Origin of the sequence: Bordetella sp. FB-8, from assembly GCF_000382185.1 — a bacterium.
GTDB lineage: Bacteria > Pseudomonadota > Gammaproteobacteria > Burkholderiales > Burkholderiaceae_B > Bordetella.
The window spans coordinates 971741-986145 of the sequence record NZ_KB907784.1; the positions used below are offsets into that span (position 1 = coordinate 971741).

Annotated in this window: 16 protein-coding genes; 2 read left to right on the plus strand and 14 right to left on the minus strand. The window is 60.8% G+C overall.

Annotation, left to right across the window (positions count from 1 at the left end; translation table 11 throughout):
* Positions 1–28: 28 nt before the first annotated feature.
* The 13 genes from H143_RS0104605 to H143_RS22845 form a co-directional block, all read right to left on the minus strand.
* Positions 29–1054 carry a hypothetical protein gene (locus H143_RS0104605; protein ID WP_196801280.1) on the minus strand — a complete coding sequence of 342 codons (1026 nt, stop codon included), beginning with the start codon at positions 1052–1054 and terminating at the stop codon, positions 29–31.
* Entirely contained in the window at positions 1020–2102 is a 1083-nt protein-coding gene (locus H143_RS0104610) for a polymer-forming cytoskeletal protein (RefSeq protein ID WP_019937058.1), read from the minus strand. The genes H143_RS0104605 and H143_RS0104610 overlap by 35 nt, the downstream gene beginning before the upstream one ends.
* Positions 2099–3559 (minus strand): glycosyltransferase, encoded by a 1461-nt coding sequence (locus tag H143_RS0104615; protein WP_369751066.1) that lies wholly within the window; start codon positions 3557–3559, stop codon positions 2099–2101. The genes H143_RS0104610 and H143_RS0104615 overlap by 4 nt, the downstream gene beginning before the upstream one ends.
* A 1-nt stretch (position 3560) precedes the next feature.
* Positions 3561–4727, minus strand: coding sequence for a non-hydrolyzing UDP-N-acetylglucosamine 2-epimerase (gene wecB / locus H143_RS0104620; RefSeq protein ID WP_081627003.1), 1167 nt, complete (start codon positions 4725–4727; stop codon positions 3561–3563).
* 163 nt (positions 4728–4890) lie between these two features.
* Positions 4891–6144, minus strand: a complete 1254-nt coding sequence (locus tag H143_RS19945; RefSeq protein WP_019937061.1) for a GGDEF domain-containing protein — start codon at positions 6142–6144, stop codon at positions 4891–4893.
* A 128-nt stretch (positions 6145–6272) separates the two neighbouring features.
* A complete protein-coding gene (locus H143_RS0104630; RefSeq protein ID WP_019937062.1) occupies positions 6273–6467 on the minus strand; it encodes a hypothetical protein in 195 nt (64 codons plus the stop codon).
* Positions 6468–6715: 248 nt separating this feature from the next.
* The gene (locus H143_RS19950) at positions 6716–7744 is read right to left on the minus strand and encodes a serine protease (protein WP_019937063.1); all 1029 of its coding nucleotides are present in this window, start codon (positions 7742–7744) and stop codon (positions 6716–6718) included.
* A gap of 93 nt (positions 7745–7837) precedes the next feature.
* Complete coding sequence (locus H143_RS0104640; protein WP_019937064.1) at positions 7838–8050, minus strand: cold-shock protein; 213 nt, start codon at positions 8048–8050, stop codon at positions 7838–7840.
* 269 nt (positions 8051–8319) lie between these two features.
* Positions 8320–9159, minus strand: coding sequence for a universal stress protein (locus H143_RS0104645; protein ID WP_019937065.1), 840 nt, complete (start codon positions 9157–9159; stop codon positions 8320–8322).
* Positions 9160–9321: 162 nt separating this feature from the next.
* Positions 9322–10047 carry an acetoacetyl-CoA reductase gene (gene phbB / locus H143_RS0104650; RefSeq protein WP_019937066.1) on the minus strand — a complete coding sequence of 242 codons (726 nt, stop codon included), beginning with the start codon at positions 10045–10047 and terminating at the stop codon, positions 9322–9324.
* Positions 10048–10204: 157 nt separating this feature from the next.
* Positions 10205–11092, minus strand: a complete 888-nt coding sequence (locus H143_RS0104655) for an intradiol ring-cleavage dioxygenase (RefSeq protein ID WP_019937067.1) — start codon at positions 11090–11092, stop codon at positions 10205–10207.
* Between the two features lie 24 nt (positions 11093–11116).
* Entirely contained in the window at positions 11117–12211 is a 1095-nt protein-coding gene (locus tag H143_RS0104660) for a maleylacetate reductase (RefSeq protein ID WP_231378455.1), read from the minus strand.
* Between the two features lie 5 nt (positions 12212–12216).
* A complete protein-coding gene (locus H143_RS22845; protein ID WP_019937069.1) occupies positions 12217–12354 on the minus strand; it encodes a hypothetical protein in 138 nt (45 codons plus the stop codon).
* A 167-nt stretch (positions 12355–12521) separates the two neighbouring features.
* Between H143_RS22845 and H143_RS0104675 the strand changes: the two genes are divergently transcribed.
* Together H143_RS0104675 and H143_RS0104680 are read left to right on the plus strand one after the other, a co-directional pair.
* Complete coding sequence (locus H143_RS0104675; RefSeq protein WP_019937071.1) at positions 12522–13214, plus strand: 3-oxoacid CoA-transferase subunit A; 693 nt, start codon at positions 12522–12524, stop codon at positions 13212–13214.
* On the plus strand, positions 13211–13849 hold the full coding sequence (locus H143_RS0104680; RefSeq protein WP_019937072.1) for a 3-oxoacid CoA-transferase subunit B: 639 nt from the start codon (positions 13211–13213) through the stop codon (positions 13847–13849). Before H143_RS0104675 ends, H143_RS0104680 begins: the two co-directional genes overlap by 4 nt.
* A gap of 9 nt (positions 13850–13858) precedes the next feature.
* Here the strand turns inward: H143_RS0104680 and H143_RS0104685 are convergent, their stop codons facing one another.
* Positions 13859–14353: a MarR family winged helix-turn-helix transcriptional regulator gene (locus H143_RS0104685; protein ID WP_019937073.1), complete on the minus strand. Its 495-nt coding sequence runs from the start codon at positions 14351–14353 to the stop codon at positions 13859–13861.
* Between the last annotated feature and the right edge of the window lie 52 nt (positions 14354–14405).

Genomic DNA, 14405 nt, shown 5'->3' on the forward strand with positions numbered 1-14405 from the left:
ATTTTTTCTCATGAATTTTTTGGCGGATCTATTCAGCTGCCCGTTTCGTGGCATGCGGTTTGAGCTTATTGTCCAGGCCAAGCCTGACCCCCTCCTCCATGATGTTCCAGCGCCCTTGCGCTTTCCATCGCGTTGCGTTGTGCAACCAGGCAAGCGCGCTCTTCTTGTCTCCTGACTTATAGGCCGCCCAGGCGATCAGGCCCCAGGGGTAATAATCCACATCACCGGCCAGCCATTGCGCACCGTACTTTTTGCGCCAGCTTTGCCAGTCGTGCTGCCGCGCCCGGCCCGTACGCACGTCGTAGATCAAAGGGTAGATGGGGGCGACCGCATAGGGATAAAAAGCGTAGGGCGTGGGCGGCATGCTCGCGGCCGTCGGTTCCAGCGTCTGGTCTGGGTTGTATCCATAATTGCGCTGCAACGCGGCCAGCATGGTTTCCTGGCTCGGCAACTTGGCAAGCACACGGGCATGGCGCCTGGACATTGCGCGATTGGCGCGTAGGCGTCGCAAGATGGCCATTACCTCTACGTTGTCGGCGAAATAGGCTCCGGGCTGTCCAAAGACGGCACGGAAGGTTTGCCTCTGCGGATCCCACAAGGTTTCCAGGTTATCCAGGGCCTTGTCGCAGCTTGCATCGAGTTCCCGGTGCGTGGGAAGTATGTCGCTTCCGAGCGCGCACCAAAGTACCGCCAGCGAGTCGTCCGCATCGCTCGGACCGCACGCCAGCCAGAGGTTTCCCCCACTACGACAGATGCGTGGAAACGGGCCATTCGCCTGTTGGAACTGCACTATCCATTTACTGAAGGTTACCGCCTGACTACGCACGTCAACGCCCAGGCTGTGAGCCACGAGCAGCGCTTTGATCGCGGAGTAAGGCTCGACATAGTCGCCTTTTTGAAAGACGGTCAATGCCCCATTGGCCATGATGAAATCGGCAAACGGCGTCTGCCTTGCAGCGGCCGGCGCAGCGGGCAGCACGCTGCAGAACAGGACGAAAACCAATGCGCGGCCTGCAAATTTAATTTCCAAACGCAATCTCCTCGAAGACGACATACGCACTGTCTTGTGTGGTCACGACGCCGTGGATGACGACCCCTTGGGCAACAATCAGCTTTCGGCAAATGACCGTCGTGGGCGTGGCGGCGCTGCCGACGACAGAATTTGGACCGATGATGATGTCATCCTCGCTGATAAGCGGCCCGAGGATGGCGCAGCCGGCGCCGATGACTATGCCTCTTGCGGAAATCACGCTGCCTGATACGCTGACATTCTCATGCAGCCGCAAGAAATCATGCGCTTTTATGCTCCCGCGGACGACGCTTCTCGCGACAACCTGGGCAGATCCTCTGACGACGAAATCGCCGTCGCAAGGCATTTCGTCTGAAATCGTTGTGTCGCCATCCAGCAGATACCGTCTGCTGCTCGGAGCGGACAACGGCTGGACCGGTGGGGCGCTGATATGGGCATCGTCGCTTTCCCCGAAGTAGAGGGTCGGCGCGCCAGCGCGGACGAACTGGGTATTGTCGGAAAACCGTATGCTGTCCAGGGCGGTTATCCGTCCATGGACGATCAAGTCGCGGCCGGCCACGATGGTCTGGGCGTCGGCCCATCGGTGAATGAGCACATTCTGCGCCAGCCGCATATTCCCTGCCGAACAACATGCGCGCAGTTGCACGCCCGATCCGACCTGGATGTCCCGCACTGCATAGATGTCCGCCTGCGTCTGGCAATTGGCCGCGATCCGCGCCTCGTCCGCAAAGATCGCAATATGCGCGAGCCGGCCTACCTCCTCCAATTCAAAGCCTGTTTCCAATACATCAAGGCCGTCGCCATCATGCAATAGGGTGACCTGCGCGCCGTTGTGGAACAAGGTCTTGCCGATGCGATGAAGTTCGTCGCGCGTGGGCGCGGACCCGAGAAGATGGTCAATCAGCTTGCGAAAGGAGTCGGCAAAATGACGCAGTTCATGCGTCGCATTCTGGTCGATGGGAAGCGGCGCATCATCCGTTGGAACAAGCCACTCCCGCAGCGTCGGCAAGAACGGCAGCACGATGAGCGCCATGGCCGTGAAAAATAGGCCCAGCTGCGAAATGGGATTCATGGCTTGCGGGTCTCCGATGTAGCGGTCACATCCATATCGGAGTCCGGCTTCAAGGCAACTGTCTCGACATCCGCGGCACGGGTCTCGATGGTCACGCGACGAAAGCGCTCCGTCTTGTGCCAGGTCAGCTCCTTGCGCCGCAGATAATCGACTAGCTGACTTAATGCGGCCTTGGATATCGTCACCATGCTGATGAGAAAGCCCAACATCGAGAAGGGCAGAAGGCGTATGCGGTTGCGATTGCCATCCAGGTAAGTAGCCGCCGCGATTTCAAAAAACGCCGCGTTGGTCCCCAATGCGCCGTAGGCCAGCAGTGCGGAAAAGGCCAACCATCCGAGGACCCAGTACTGGGGAGAAATGAAGAACAAGGCGGTCGCCAGCATCCACCCCAGGATCAGGACCGGCGACATCATGAATACGCCCAGCAAAAGGGCGCCGTCCAGCCTTTCCCGGAATCGAAGATCGCCGTTCAATACCAGCCTGATGAGGTTTTTCATCAGAACCTGATTATGTCCGCGTGACCAGCGACTGATCTGGCCGATGCGCATCCGCCATGTCTGGGGCACTTCCTCGTAGCATTCGGATCGATTCTGATAAACCGTCTTCCAGCCGTTTTGCAAAAGTCGAAACGTGATGTCCGTGTCTTCGGCGAGCATATCGATGTCCCAGCCACCGACTTCATTGAGCGCCCGCTGGCGCACCGCGCCGACCGTCCCGCCATATTGCGGAACCAGTCCTAGATTCATGCGCGCGGCCTGGTCGACCTGGTATCCGCCCGCCCGTTCCAGATCCAGCAGTCGTGTCAACAAGTTATGCCCTACATTCAAGGGCACGACACGGCCCATGACGGCTCCGACCTCCGGATCGAATAAGGGCGCGACAAGTTGCTTGATCAGGCCTCGCGCCGGCAGGTAATCCGCGTCGAAAATGACGATCACTTCCACATTGATCATGGCCGTGGCATCTTTTAGCGCGGCCGCCTTGCCGGGGCGCCCCTGGTCACGATGAAACGGGTGCAGCCGGCCTGGATTGGCGGCGGCGATCCGGTCGATGATCGTCCGCGTTTTGTCGCTGGATCGGTCATTGACCGGCATGATGATCAGCTTTTCGTGCGGGTAGTCGACTTCCAGCAGGGCCGTCAGCGAGTCCGAAATGACCTGTTCTTCATTATGGGCGGCAACAAAGATGACGACGTCAGGCCAGTTTCCCATCTCGATATCGAGATAGGGCTGACGTTGCCGCCCGAACAGGCGCGCAAGGGTGAACACATAATGGCGCGTTGCAAAGATGACCAGCAAGAGCACGATCGCCGCGAGCAGCCACGTCATCATACGGATCGGCAACGGGTTCCCAAGCGACGGGGCGGCTTGGACGATCTGGCTCTGTGCGAAGGCCAGCATCGGGAACGCGCTCAAGAGCGCCATGACCGCCGTTGCCTTGCGAGAAAGGGGCATCATGTCATGCCGCCTGTTCCACGATCTCTTGCTCGATCGATGGCATGAACTCCCTTGTCGCGCGCCCCATGAGCGTATCGACTATGCGTTCGCAAGCCAATCCATCCCCATACGGATTGGTCACTTGGGAAATTTGAAAATAGTGCGCTGGCTGGTCATAAAGTCGGGTGACCGCCGCGATGATTTGTTCCGCGTTCGTCCCCACCAACTGCACCGTGCCCGCGCTGACCGCCTCCGGGCGTTCGGTCACCTCGCGCATGACCAGAACCGGTTTTCCCAGCGATGGCGCCTCTTCCTGCACACCGCCGGAATCGGTAAGAATGACGTGGGCCCGCTGCATCAGTCTCACAAAGCACAGATAGTCCAGTGGGGCGATCAAATGCACATTCTTGAGTCCTGACAAAATTCTGTTGACCGGCTCCTGCACATTCGGATTCAGATGGACTGGATAAACGATTTCTATGTCCTTGCGCCGCGCGAGCACTGCGAGCGCGTTGCAAATTCCGAGAAATCCATCGCCAAAATTTTCACGCCGATGACCGGTGACAAGCAGCAGCTTGCGGCTGGGATCAAGCGACGGCAGTCCGGCGTTGACTCGGGCGGCAAGCCGGGGATCGTCGTTGAACCGCTGGACGGTCATTTCCAGGGCATCGATGACCGTATTGCCGGTCACGACGATGCGGCCCTGGAGGTTTTCCAGCTTCAGGTGCTCGCTGGCTCCGGCTGTCGGAACGAGCAGCAAATCCGATACCACGTCGAGTACGCGGCGGTTCATCTCTTCCGGCCATGGCTGCGACAGATCTCCGGTGCGCAAGCCGGCTTCCACGTGCGCGACGGGAATGCGGCGATGAAACGCGGCAAGACCGGCAATGGCCGCGGTCGTCGTGTCGCCATGCACCAGTACGCGGTCGGGATTGACGCGCGCCAGGATCGGATCAAGCGTGGAAAAAATGCGGGAGCCTACGCTGTTGAGCGTCTGGTTGGCCGCCATGATGTCCAGATCGTAATCGGCGATGATCTCGAACACGTCCATCACTTGCTGCAACATGCTCCGATGTTGCCCGGTCACGCATATCAGCGATGTGACGCCGCTCTCCAGAGCGAGCTTCTTGACCAGCGGGGCCATTTTTATGGCTTCAGGACGTGTTCCAAATATCGACAGTATTTTCATTTCCTAGCCTATGAAGTCTCGACTTCGGCATGCGAATTCGCTGCATCTTGAAAGTAGGATGAGCTGAATTGATGCACCGATGATGCGCGGCTCAATCTACGCCAGAACTTTCTTGAATCTTGTTCTGTACCGTACATTCGGCATGAGAACCGGCGATAAATCGTCAATTTCCCGAGGAGGCCGAGTCCACATCCAGGCCATAATTCGCGGCGATGCTGACAATCGAAGCGGGTCTGGGAACCTCTTGCATGTCGACTACGCGGTCGCGTCCCTGCATCTTGGCTGCGTAGAGCGCCGCATCCGCGCGCGCAAGCAGTTCCAGCAACGTGTCGCCATGGCGATATTGGTCCACACCCGCGGAGAAGGAATAATGCTGCGGCGGCGCATCTTGCGCGTCGACCGAAGTCTTGCGTCGGTCCAACCTCGCCCGCTCCCGCAGCCCCTCCATGCGCGAACAGGCATCCTGCCTGTTGGCTTGCGCGAACAGAATCGCGAACTCTTCGCCGCCCACCCGACCGAATACATCGGTCTCGCGCAGGTTGGCCCTGGACAGCCGGCCAAAGTGCGCAAGCACGCAGTCCCCCGCGGCATGACCGTATTGATCATTGATCAACTTGAAATGATCCAGATCGACGACCGCAACCGACAGCATCGCCCCCGAAGCGGCCGCGTGCTCGATCATTTCTTGCGCCTTCGCGAAAAATCGGCGCCGGGTCACCGCGCCCGTCAGCTCGTCTACGTTTGCCCAGCGTTCGAACTGCTCGGTCAGGCGTTCATGCACGAGCATTACCATGCCCATCGACAGGCCCGGCAGCGCAAGCATGCCCACAATGGGAAACGCCATGTTGGGTGCGGCCGATTGCATCAGGCTGCCTTGCCGCAGCAAAGCGATGCCATAGAAGAGTCCGCGGATCACATGGCCCAGTACGCTGATGCCGGCGATCGCCACAATGAAGCAGCAGCCGTAGAGGGATCGCGTTGGCGCGCGATGCTTCCATGCTATCCAGCCGATACTGGCGTGTATAGAGGCATAGAAGATGGAAACGATGACGATGCAGGCATTCCTATCCGGAAATGTATAGGTCCAATAGGCAAGACCGAGCACAAGTGCGGCGCAGCCGGCGTATGGCAATACCGTTACGGTACGCAGATGGAAAAATTGCCGGCAACCCTCATACCCCAATACGCTGGCAAGAGCCAGCAGCAAGTTGGCCACGATGACCGACAAGACGGGAGGCAGGCCGTGCTCAAGCGCAAAGAGCAGCAAGGCAGCGATGGCCATCGCGTTGGCGCCTATCCAGCGGGGGACACCTCGGACGGTCGAATGCCGCAGCGAGCCGGAAATCACCATGCTCATCACGGTGACGAGCACCATGGCGACGACCAGGATGCTGACCGGATTCAGGACGGCTGTCACGGAAGGGACCGGTTTGCGCAAGCCGCGGCAGCATGGCGTGAATGTGCTTCTTCAGGAACCGCTTCATACGGTCTCAAGAAGCGCCGCCTGCCCTTGGGGGCAGGGTTGCCGGCAGGCGAGATCGCGGACTAGGGCTTCTTGCCCGCGATGCTCGTATCCCTACCGGTTTCCGGCATTTCCGCCTGGGAGAATGGAAGTTTTCCCGGTCGTTGCGCAATGCCGGCCTGCGCCCGACTCGTAGTGCGCCCGGCTGATTTTCCAAAGGAATTCTTGGCCTGGCCGTCCTGTGTCACGGCATGGTCCTTCACTTGGTTCTCGTGCATGCGATTGCTCCTTGGTCCGGGATCCGGATGGATGTTCATGTCTGAATGCGAACCATGACATCGCCCGGATGCCTGGTCGGTCCGCTAGCGTGCATTGCAAACATGCCCAGGCAATCTGCAGTCTGACTTGCCTGTAACAAAGAGAGCGGGTTCGAACAGCCGCTGCGACGATTTTGCGATTCCGTCCAGACGATGATTCGATGCCCAGCCCTCAAAGGCGGGAATCTTCATCCGCGCATCAGGCCTGCCTAACCAGCCTCAGGGACGGAATCCGTCAACACCATCAGGGCATCGGCATACCAAGCGCAGTTCAGGCCAAGCGACTCATCTTCCATCAAGTCACGCGAACTCATGTCCATGCGCGTGGAGTGAATCCCGAGCAGCTGCCACGGTTGCAGCGAGGAGCCGCTGCCATGGCCTGCGACACGGCGCCGTAGGACCGGAGCGCCGCTACTGCCACGGTGGGTCCTGGCATCGGTCAGGAAATAGCCTTGTTGCTGAAAGCGCACGCCATAGGCCGACGCAATGGATGCGCTGCGGGCAACGGCAAGGTGGTGCACGGTGTCGTGGAACCCCAATGGAAAACCGATGACCGTCAGATTGTCCCCTATCGCTACGTCCTCGCCTTGAAGATCGAGATGTGACGTATCGAATGCCTGCAGCTGCACGCCTTCGGGCAAGCGGCTGGTCTGGATTTCGATGACGGCGATATCGACCGGGCCGGCCGTGTCGACTGCCTGTCGCCACAGCGCGAGGCCTTTGTCATACAGAGGCATCGAGAAGACCGTGTATCGCGTCAGATCGCTTGCATCGGTGTGTAGCTCGATTTCGATACGATCTGGAAAATGTCCGCTTGGGTCGTCGACAAGAACATGCCGATTCGTCACCAGGAACAACCGCTCGTCGCGGCGAAAGAAAAAACCGCTTGCGCCTGTCGAGAGATGCGACCCGGCATAGGTGCTGATGTGCGTGGTGGTCAGCAATACCGCCTCGACGGCATGGCAGGGATCCACTGTATTTTTTGTCGATGCAAGCCTGCAAAGCACTGCGCGAGTCTTGCCGACATCGTGTTCGAATGTGGCGAGCACAAGATCCGAAATATCGCTGTTCAGCATGATTGTCCGAGCCGCTTCTGCGTGGGCTTCGAATGAACGCGCCAAAGTGTCGAGACAGGCCGGCGGCAGCACTTCCAGTACTGCCGGGAGCAAGGCATCCACTGCGATTAGGCTTCCCTTGATCTGGCAGATACGCTCGGTGGCTTCCAGCAGATTCTTCATCACATAAGCCTTAAAAATAGAAAGCGCGGATGAACCGCGCTTCGGGACAGAATATTTGCAGGCTAGGCAGCCAAACCGCTGCCTTTGCGGGCCTTAACCCACGCCACGAATATTGGAGGCTTGAGGACCCTTGGTCCCCTGGGTGACCTCGAACTGCACGCGCTGGTTCTCGGTCAAGGTCTTGAACCCGCCCTCCTGGATCTCACGGAAGTGGGCAAACAGATCCTTGCTGCCATCGTCGGGGGCAATAAAGCCGAAGCCTTTGCCTTCGTTGAACCATTTCACGGTTCCAGTTTGTGTCGTCATGTCGATTCCTTTGCAAGCTACCCCGATGCAAAAGCGCATCCGGAGCGAAGAGATGCCAAGAAAATCATCAAGAGCACTTTGACACCACTGCCGGATCGGAACCCAGACGAGGAGGAAAAGACCGATGCGACGGCCTTGCACATATCAACTTCTTCATACTACACGTCTTAAGCAAGCCGTGCGGCTTTCTGAAAATATATTTCCCGTGGCTTGTCAAGAGCTTGCGCCCACAACGGCGCGATTGCCGCCCGCGTTGTTCGCCATGCCTGTCAATGAGACATCAACACCGGGACGGTCATGGATTTCAATATGGTGCGGGTGACGCCACCCAGGAACAGTTCGCGCCAGCGGGCGTGCCCATAGCAGCCCATCACGATCATGTCGGCGCCGAAATCGGCAGCGCGCGACAATAGCAAGTTGCCGTTGGAAATATCGCGCACGCCGTCGATTTCTTCGATTACGACATTTGCGCCGTGCTGCGCGACGGCGGCTGCGATCTGGCTCCCGTCAATGCGAGGAGCGTCGATTTCTGCGGAGGAGGCATTGATGCTGAAAACGACCACTTTCCTGGCCTGGACAAGAAAGGGCAGTGCGTCGTGCACCGCCCTGCTCGCCTCGCGGCTGCCGTCCCAGGCAACGCAAACCGTGCCGCCGATCTCCGGAAACCGGCCTGCGTAAGGCACCACCAATACGGGGCGCCCGCAGGAGAGGATCAGGTTTTCAATGAATTGATCCGCGATGAACGACTCGCGATCGTCCTGATCGTACTGGCCCGCGATGACCAAGTCGGCCAGCCGGGCGGCCCTGGGCATCACCAGATTGGGAGGGAGTCTGGAGAAATTCCAGTCGCCATCGATCCCCGTGCGCGCAAGCGCCTTGCGAAACATCGACTCCTCCGCCTCCTGGTATTCGGCCCGCAGCATTTCGCTGGCGTAACGGTACTCGGGCGGCTTGGTGATCATGCTGAGCGGTTCGACAGCCGGCTGGAATACGTTAAATAGCCCTGTCAAGCGCGCATTGAAGCGCTTGGAGACATAGAGCGCGGCTTCGACGCGCTGCGACATGGCCTTGCTTGCATCGAGATGCACAAGGATGTTCTGGTAGTCCATGTTGGCGGCTCCGGTGAAATTGAACGACAGGCATGGTCTGCAGGCCTTGAAAGCAAGGATAGGAGCGCGCGGGCCATTTCGATTGAGTCAGATCAAAACATGCGCAGATAGCCACCCAAATCGGATAAGAGCGCCCCGAAGGCAACGCGGGGACCCGATTTTCTACGACAGATATTGCCCGCCGTTGGCCGAGAAAGTCGCACCGGTGATGTAGTCATTGTCTTCGCGCGCCAGGAAGGCGACGAGCCGGGCGATGTCTTCGGCGCGGCCGAGCCGCCCGACCGGGATCGCGGCGACGATGGCCTTGATCACCTCGGGCTGAACCGCCACGACCATATCGGTATCGCAATACCCGGGCGCAATGGCATTGACCGTGATGCCCCGAGCGGCGTTCTCCAGCGCCAAGGCCCGGGTGAACCCGAGTATTCCGGCCTTGGAAGCCGAATAATTGGTCTGGCCGAACTGCCCCTTCTGGCCGTTGATCGAGCTGATGTTGACGATGCGCCCGTACCTGCGCTCGCGCATCCCCTCGATGACGTGTCGGCACATATTGAAATGCGAATCCAGGTTGGTGCGCAGCACCTCCTGCCATTGCGCCAGACTCATTTTGTGCAGCGCGGCGTCCCGCGTAATGCCGCCATTGTTGACCAGAACGCCGATCGGCCCCAGATCATGCTCGACCTGCTCGACGCCGGAACCGCAGGCCTCGAAATCGGAGATATCCCACCGATAGACGGGAATGCCGGTTTGCGCATGAAAACGCTCGGCTTCGGTGTCGTTGCTGTGATAGACGGCAACGACACTGTGGCCTGCCTGTTGCAGCGCGATCGAGGTCGCGCGTCCCAGGCCGCGCGTGCCGCCGGTAACCAAGGCGATGTGCTTGTTCATGAGAACTCCTAAAGCCCGCCCCGTCAGGCGGGAGACGGTCGACAGCGCGCAGCGTTTTTCGGGTCCCGCCACGCCGGGCAAAGGGCGAAATCACGCTACGACATAATCATGAACGGCCGATGGCCACATCGCATTGACACAGATCAAGCCTCACTGTTCAACGATTTTGCGCCAAAACAAAAGTCTGGTCCACCACCCAGAACGGATTGCCCGTCTGCTGCGCGCGGGCCTGTTCGGCATCGTCGACGCGATCGAATTTTCCCACCAGACTGGCCTTGACGCCGAACACGGTGTCCTGGTCCAGGTACTGGCAGTCCGGCGAGAAGATATGCGTGATGACAGTCTCGAAACCCGGTGCCTTGATGATGAAGTGGATATGCGCGGCGCGGTTCGGGTGGCGTCCGAGCCTGGCCAATAGCTTGCCCACGGGACCGTCGTCCGGAATCGGATAAAAACGCGGCTTGACGGTGCGGAACCAGAACCGCCCCTGGGCATCGCTCACGAACTTGCCGCGCAGGTTGCCCGCCGGTTGGGTGCCCTTTTGTTGGACGTCGTAGAACCCGTCGTCGTTCGTCTGCCACACGTCGATCGTCGCGCCTGCCACAGGCTTCCCATCGATATCCGTAACGCGCGCGCGCACCACGAGCGGCTCGCCCTTGCGGTCCAGGCAGATGTCCGCGCCGCTGGGCAGCGGCTCCACGCCTGCGACGAAGAACGGCCCGAGTATGGTGTTTTCCGTGGCCTGCCCCGGACGGCGGTGATTGATCGCATCCACGAGCATGGACACGCCCAGCACATCCGAGAGCAGGATGAACTCCTGGCGCCAGTCGGTGCACATGTGTCCCGTGTCGGTGAGGAATTTGATGGCAGCGAGCCACTCCTCATGCGTGGGCTCGATCTCCTTGACCGCGGCGTGCAGGTGCCGCACTACTGTCTCGGCGATCTGACGCGTGCGCGGGTCGACGTCCGGCCCGATCCGGGCATTGACGGCTTCGGCGGAACGCGCTTCGGTAAATAGCGGAAAGGAGAGCTTGTCGTTGTTCATTGTCAGGCCATGCGTGCAGGAGAATCAGGCGTATGCGCGAGGCTCGGCCCCGTCGTAGGCATCGGAAATCAGCTGCGTCAGCCCCTCGCGCGCGAGGGGCTGGGGATTCCAGTAGGGATGGTCCAGCGCCAGTTCGACTGCGCGCGCGATCCCCTCGCGCGGCATGCCCAGCACCGCCAGGCCCGCCGGCGCGCCCACGGCGCGGTTGATGGCCTGCAGCGCCCCGGGCGCATCGCGCTGCACCCCCAAGGCTTCGCAAAGCTGCGCCATGACCTGCGGCACGGCCGGTGCGTTAAAGGCCAGCGCGTGCGGCAGCACCACGGCATGCGTCTGCGCATGAGGCAAGTCGAAAGTGCCGCCCAGTGTGTGGCACAGCTTGTGATGCAGGGCCATCCCGACCGATCCGAGGCAGATCCCCGCCAGCCAGGCGCCGTACAGCGCATCGGTACGCGCCCGGCGATCGCCCGGATCGGCGCTGATGGCCGGCAGCGCGCGAGCCAGGGCTTTGACGCTCTGCAAAGCCAACGCGGAAATAATCGGATTTGCCTCGCGCGCATACAGGGCCTCCACCGCATGCGCGATCGCGTTCATGCCGCTTACGCCCGAGAGGCCGACAGGCAATTCCATGGTCAAGTCCACGTCATAGATCACGGCTTCGGGCAGCACCTTGAGCGACCTTTGCGTGGTCTTCAGGCCGTCGCGCGTTTCTCCCAGGATCGGCGTCATTTCGGAACCCGCATAGGTCGTGGGCAAGATGACCTGCGGCAGATCGGTACGCAGAGCAATCGCTTTTGCCAGTCCCGTCGTCGAACCTCCACCCAGGGCGACGACACCGTCGACGCCCTGCTCGTCGACCTTGCGCAGCACCGCCTCGGTCACATCGACCGGGGTGTGCATGCGCGCACCGTCGAAGGCGCCGGCATACCGGTCGCCCAATGTCTGCTTTAATTCCTGATGCACGTCCGAATGAGATTTACCGTACAGGATCAGCGCGCGCGCGATGCCCAGGCGCTGAATTTCGGCAGGCAAGGCCGAACGCGTACCGGAACCGAAGGTCACCCGCGTCGGCAGGGCCTCGTAGACAAACGGCATCGGGGAAACACTTACTTCATACGCCATGAGAATTATCCGTTGAGCATGCCTGCCGATGGCGCCAGCGCGATCGCCGACAGCATGGCATCCTGTCCGCCGAACGCCTGCTGCAGCGTACCGCCGATGAACGGGCCAAGAATAGCGCCCAGACGGCCTACCGCCAACTCCATGCCGGCGCAGGTCAGGGCATTGAAGAAAACGCTGGCCGATATTTATATGCGGCTCGCTGCCATCGAAGACGAATTGGCCGAGCCGGGCGCCCACACCGAATAGCGGGTGGGGCTCCCGGCGGCAGGACCGGTATGATGACAAGCGGCATTTTCCACAGACACCACTCATGATCAACAAAATCGCACCCAGCGCCGCCCAGGCGCTGGCGAACGTGCCCGACGGCGCGACCGTCATGATCGGCGGCTTCGGCCCCGCGGGCCAGCCCATGGAACTGATCGACGCCCTGATCGAGCAGGGCGCCAGGGATCTGGTCGTCATCAACAACAATGCGGGCAACGGCACCTTCGGCCTGGCCGCCCTACTGGCCGCCGGCCGGGTGCGCAAGGTCGTCTGCTCGTTCCCGCGCCAGGCCGATTCGCAGGTCTTTGACGCGCTTTACCTGGCCGGCAAGATCGAACTGGAACTCGTGCCCCAGGGCAACCTGGCCGAGCGCATCCGCGCCGCCGGCGCCGGCATCGGCGCCTTCTTCACGCCCACCGCCTACGGCACTCCGCTGGCCGAAGGCAAGGAAACGCGCGAAATCAACGGCCGCAATTATGTGCTCGAGTATCCCCTGCATGCCGACTACGCGCTGATCAAGGCCGACCGCGGCGACCGCTGGGGCAATCTGACCTTCCGCAAGACGGCGCGCAACTTCGGCCCCATCATGGCCAGCGCCGCCAAAAATACCGTCGCGCAAGTGCGCGAGGTCGTCGAACTGGGTCAGCTCGACCCCGAAACCGTGGTCACGCCCGGCATCTTCGTCCAGCATGTCGTGCAGATCGCCTGTCCGCGCGCATACCAGCAGGAGCAAAAATGAGCAGACTCTCCCGCGACCAGATCGCCGCGCGCGTCGCCCGCGACATTCCCGCAGGCGCCTATGTGAACCTGGGCATCGGTCTGCCCACGCTGGTGGCCAACCACATTCCCGCCAGCCGCGAGGTCATTTTGCACACCGAGAACGGCATGCTGGGCTTCGGCCCGGCGCCGGCCAAAGGCGATGAGGATTTCGACCTCATCAACGCCGGCAAGCAGCCCGTGACAGAACTGCCGGGCTGCGCGTACTTCCACCATGCCGATTCCTTCGCCATGATGCGCGGCGGCCATCTCGATGTCTGCGTACTGGGCGCCTTCCAGGTATCGCGCCACGGCGATCTGGCCAACTGGCACACCGGCGGCCCCGACGCCATCCCCGCCGTGGGCGGCGCCATGGACCTGGCCATCGGCGCCAAGGACGTCTACATCATGATGGACCTGCTCACCAAGGACGGCCAGAGCAAATTGGTGCAGACCTGCAGCTATCCGCTCACCGGCATGCGCTGCGTCTCGCGCGTATATACCGACATGGCCGTGTTCGATCTCGATAACGGCGATATCACTGTCATCGACATGTTCGGCGACACCACGCCCAATGCGCTCCGGGATCTGGTCAAGCTGCCACTCGAGTTCAAATAGCGCGCCCGCTCAATCGGCATCATCGCCTCCGGCAGCGCCGCCCGTCTCGATTTCGCGCCGCGTCATCTCGCCGGCGCGCGCTTCCAGGCGCGTGAGCAGCGTATCGAGGATGTCGGCTTCGCTGTCGCTCAGGCACGCCACGAACTCCACGTTATAGCCCCGTCCCGCGAGCCAGGCGCGTTCGTACAAGCCCCTCCCCGCCTCGGTCAGCGTGAGGACCGTGATGCGCTTGTTCGAAGGCAGCCGCACATTGGCGATCATTCCGCGCCTGACCAAAAGCGCAACGCAACGGCTGGCCACCACGGTATCGAGCGCCGCGAGTTCGGACAGGCGCTTCAGGCTCAACTCCGGGTATCGGCCGACGAAGGCCAGGATGCGCCAGTCGCGCCGGCTGATGCCGATTTCGCGGCGGAACATCAAGCCGACCCCATGCGTCGCCAGGCGGGCGAGGTTGTGGATGCGGTAGAGCAGAAAGTCGTCAATGTGCCTGGGATGCTTGAGCACGGGCGCAACAGTCGCTGGAGGTTTTGGGCGCGGCACGGCGTTCCACGGGAAA

Excerpts from the sequence above, each read along its gene's own strand:
- H143_RS0104605 (WP_196801280.1), bottom strand. The coding sequence starts at position 1,054 with ATGTCGTCTTCGAGGAGATTGCGTTTGGAAATTAAATTTGCAGGCCGC.
- H143_RS0104610 (WP_019937058.1), bottom strand. The coding sequence starts at position 2,102 with ATGAATCCCATTTCGCAGCTGGGCCTATTTTTCACGGCCATGGCGCTC.
- H143_RS0104615 (WP_369751066.1), bottom strand. The coding sequence starts at position 3,559 with ATGATGCCCCTTTCTCGCAAGGCAACGGCGGTCATGGCGCTCTTGAGC.
- wecB (WP_081627003.1), bottom strand. The coding sequence starts at position 4,727 with ATGAAAATACTGTCGATATTTGGAACACGTCCTGAAGCCATAAAAATG.
- H143_RS0104630 (WP_019937062.1), bottom strand. The coding sequence starts at position 6,467 with ATGCACGAGAACCAAGTGAAGGACCATGCCGTGACACAGGACGGCCAG.
- H143_RS19950 (WP_019937063.1), bottom strand. The coding sequence starts at position 7,744 with ATGAAGAATCTGCTGGAAGCCACCGAGCGTATCTGCCAGATCAAGGGA.
- H143_RS0104640 (WP_019937064.1), bottom strand. The coding sequence starts at position 8,050 with ATGACGACACAAACTGGAACCGTGAAATGGTTCAACGAAGGCAAAGGC.
- H143_RS0104645 (WP_019937065.1), bottom strand. The coding sequence starts at position 9,159 with ATGGACTACCAGAACATCCTTGTGCATCTCGATGCAAGCAAGGCCATG.
- phbB (WP_019937066.1), bottom strand. The coding sequence starts at position 10,047 with ATGAACAAGCACATCGCCTTGGTTACCGGCGGCACGCGCGGCCTGGGA.
- H143_RS0104655 (WP_019937067.1), bottom strand. The coding sequence starts at position 11,092 with ATGAACAACGACAAGCTCTCCTTTCCGCTATTTACCGAAGCGCGTTCC.
- H143_RS0104660 (WP_231378455.1), bottom strand. The coding sequence starts at position 12,211 with ATGGCGTATGAAGTAAGTGTTTCCCCGATGCCGTTTGTCTACGAGGCC.
- H143_RS22845 (WP_019937069.1), bottom strand. The coding sequence starts at position 12,354 with ATGGAGTTGGCGGTAGGCCGTCTGGGCGCTATTCTTGGCCCGTTCATC.
- H143_RS0104675 (WP_019937071.1), top strand. The coding sequence starts at position 12,522 with ATGATCAACAAAATCGCACCCAGCGCCGCCCAGGCGCTGGCGAACGTG.
- H143_RS0104680 (WP_019937072.1), top strand. The coding sequence starts at position 13,211 with ATGAGCAGACTCTCCCGCGACCAGATCGCCGCGCGCGTCGCCCGCGAC.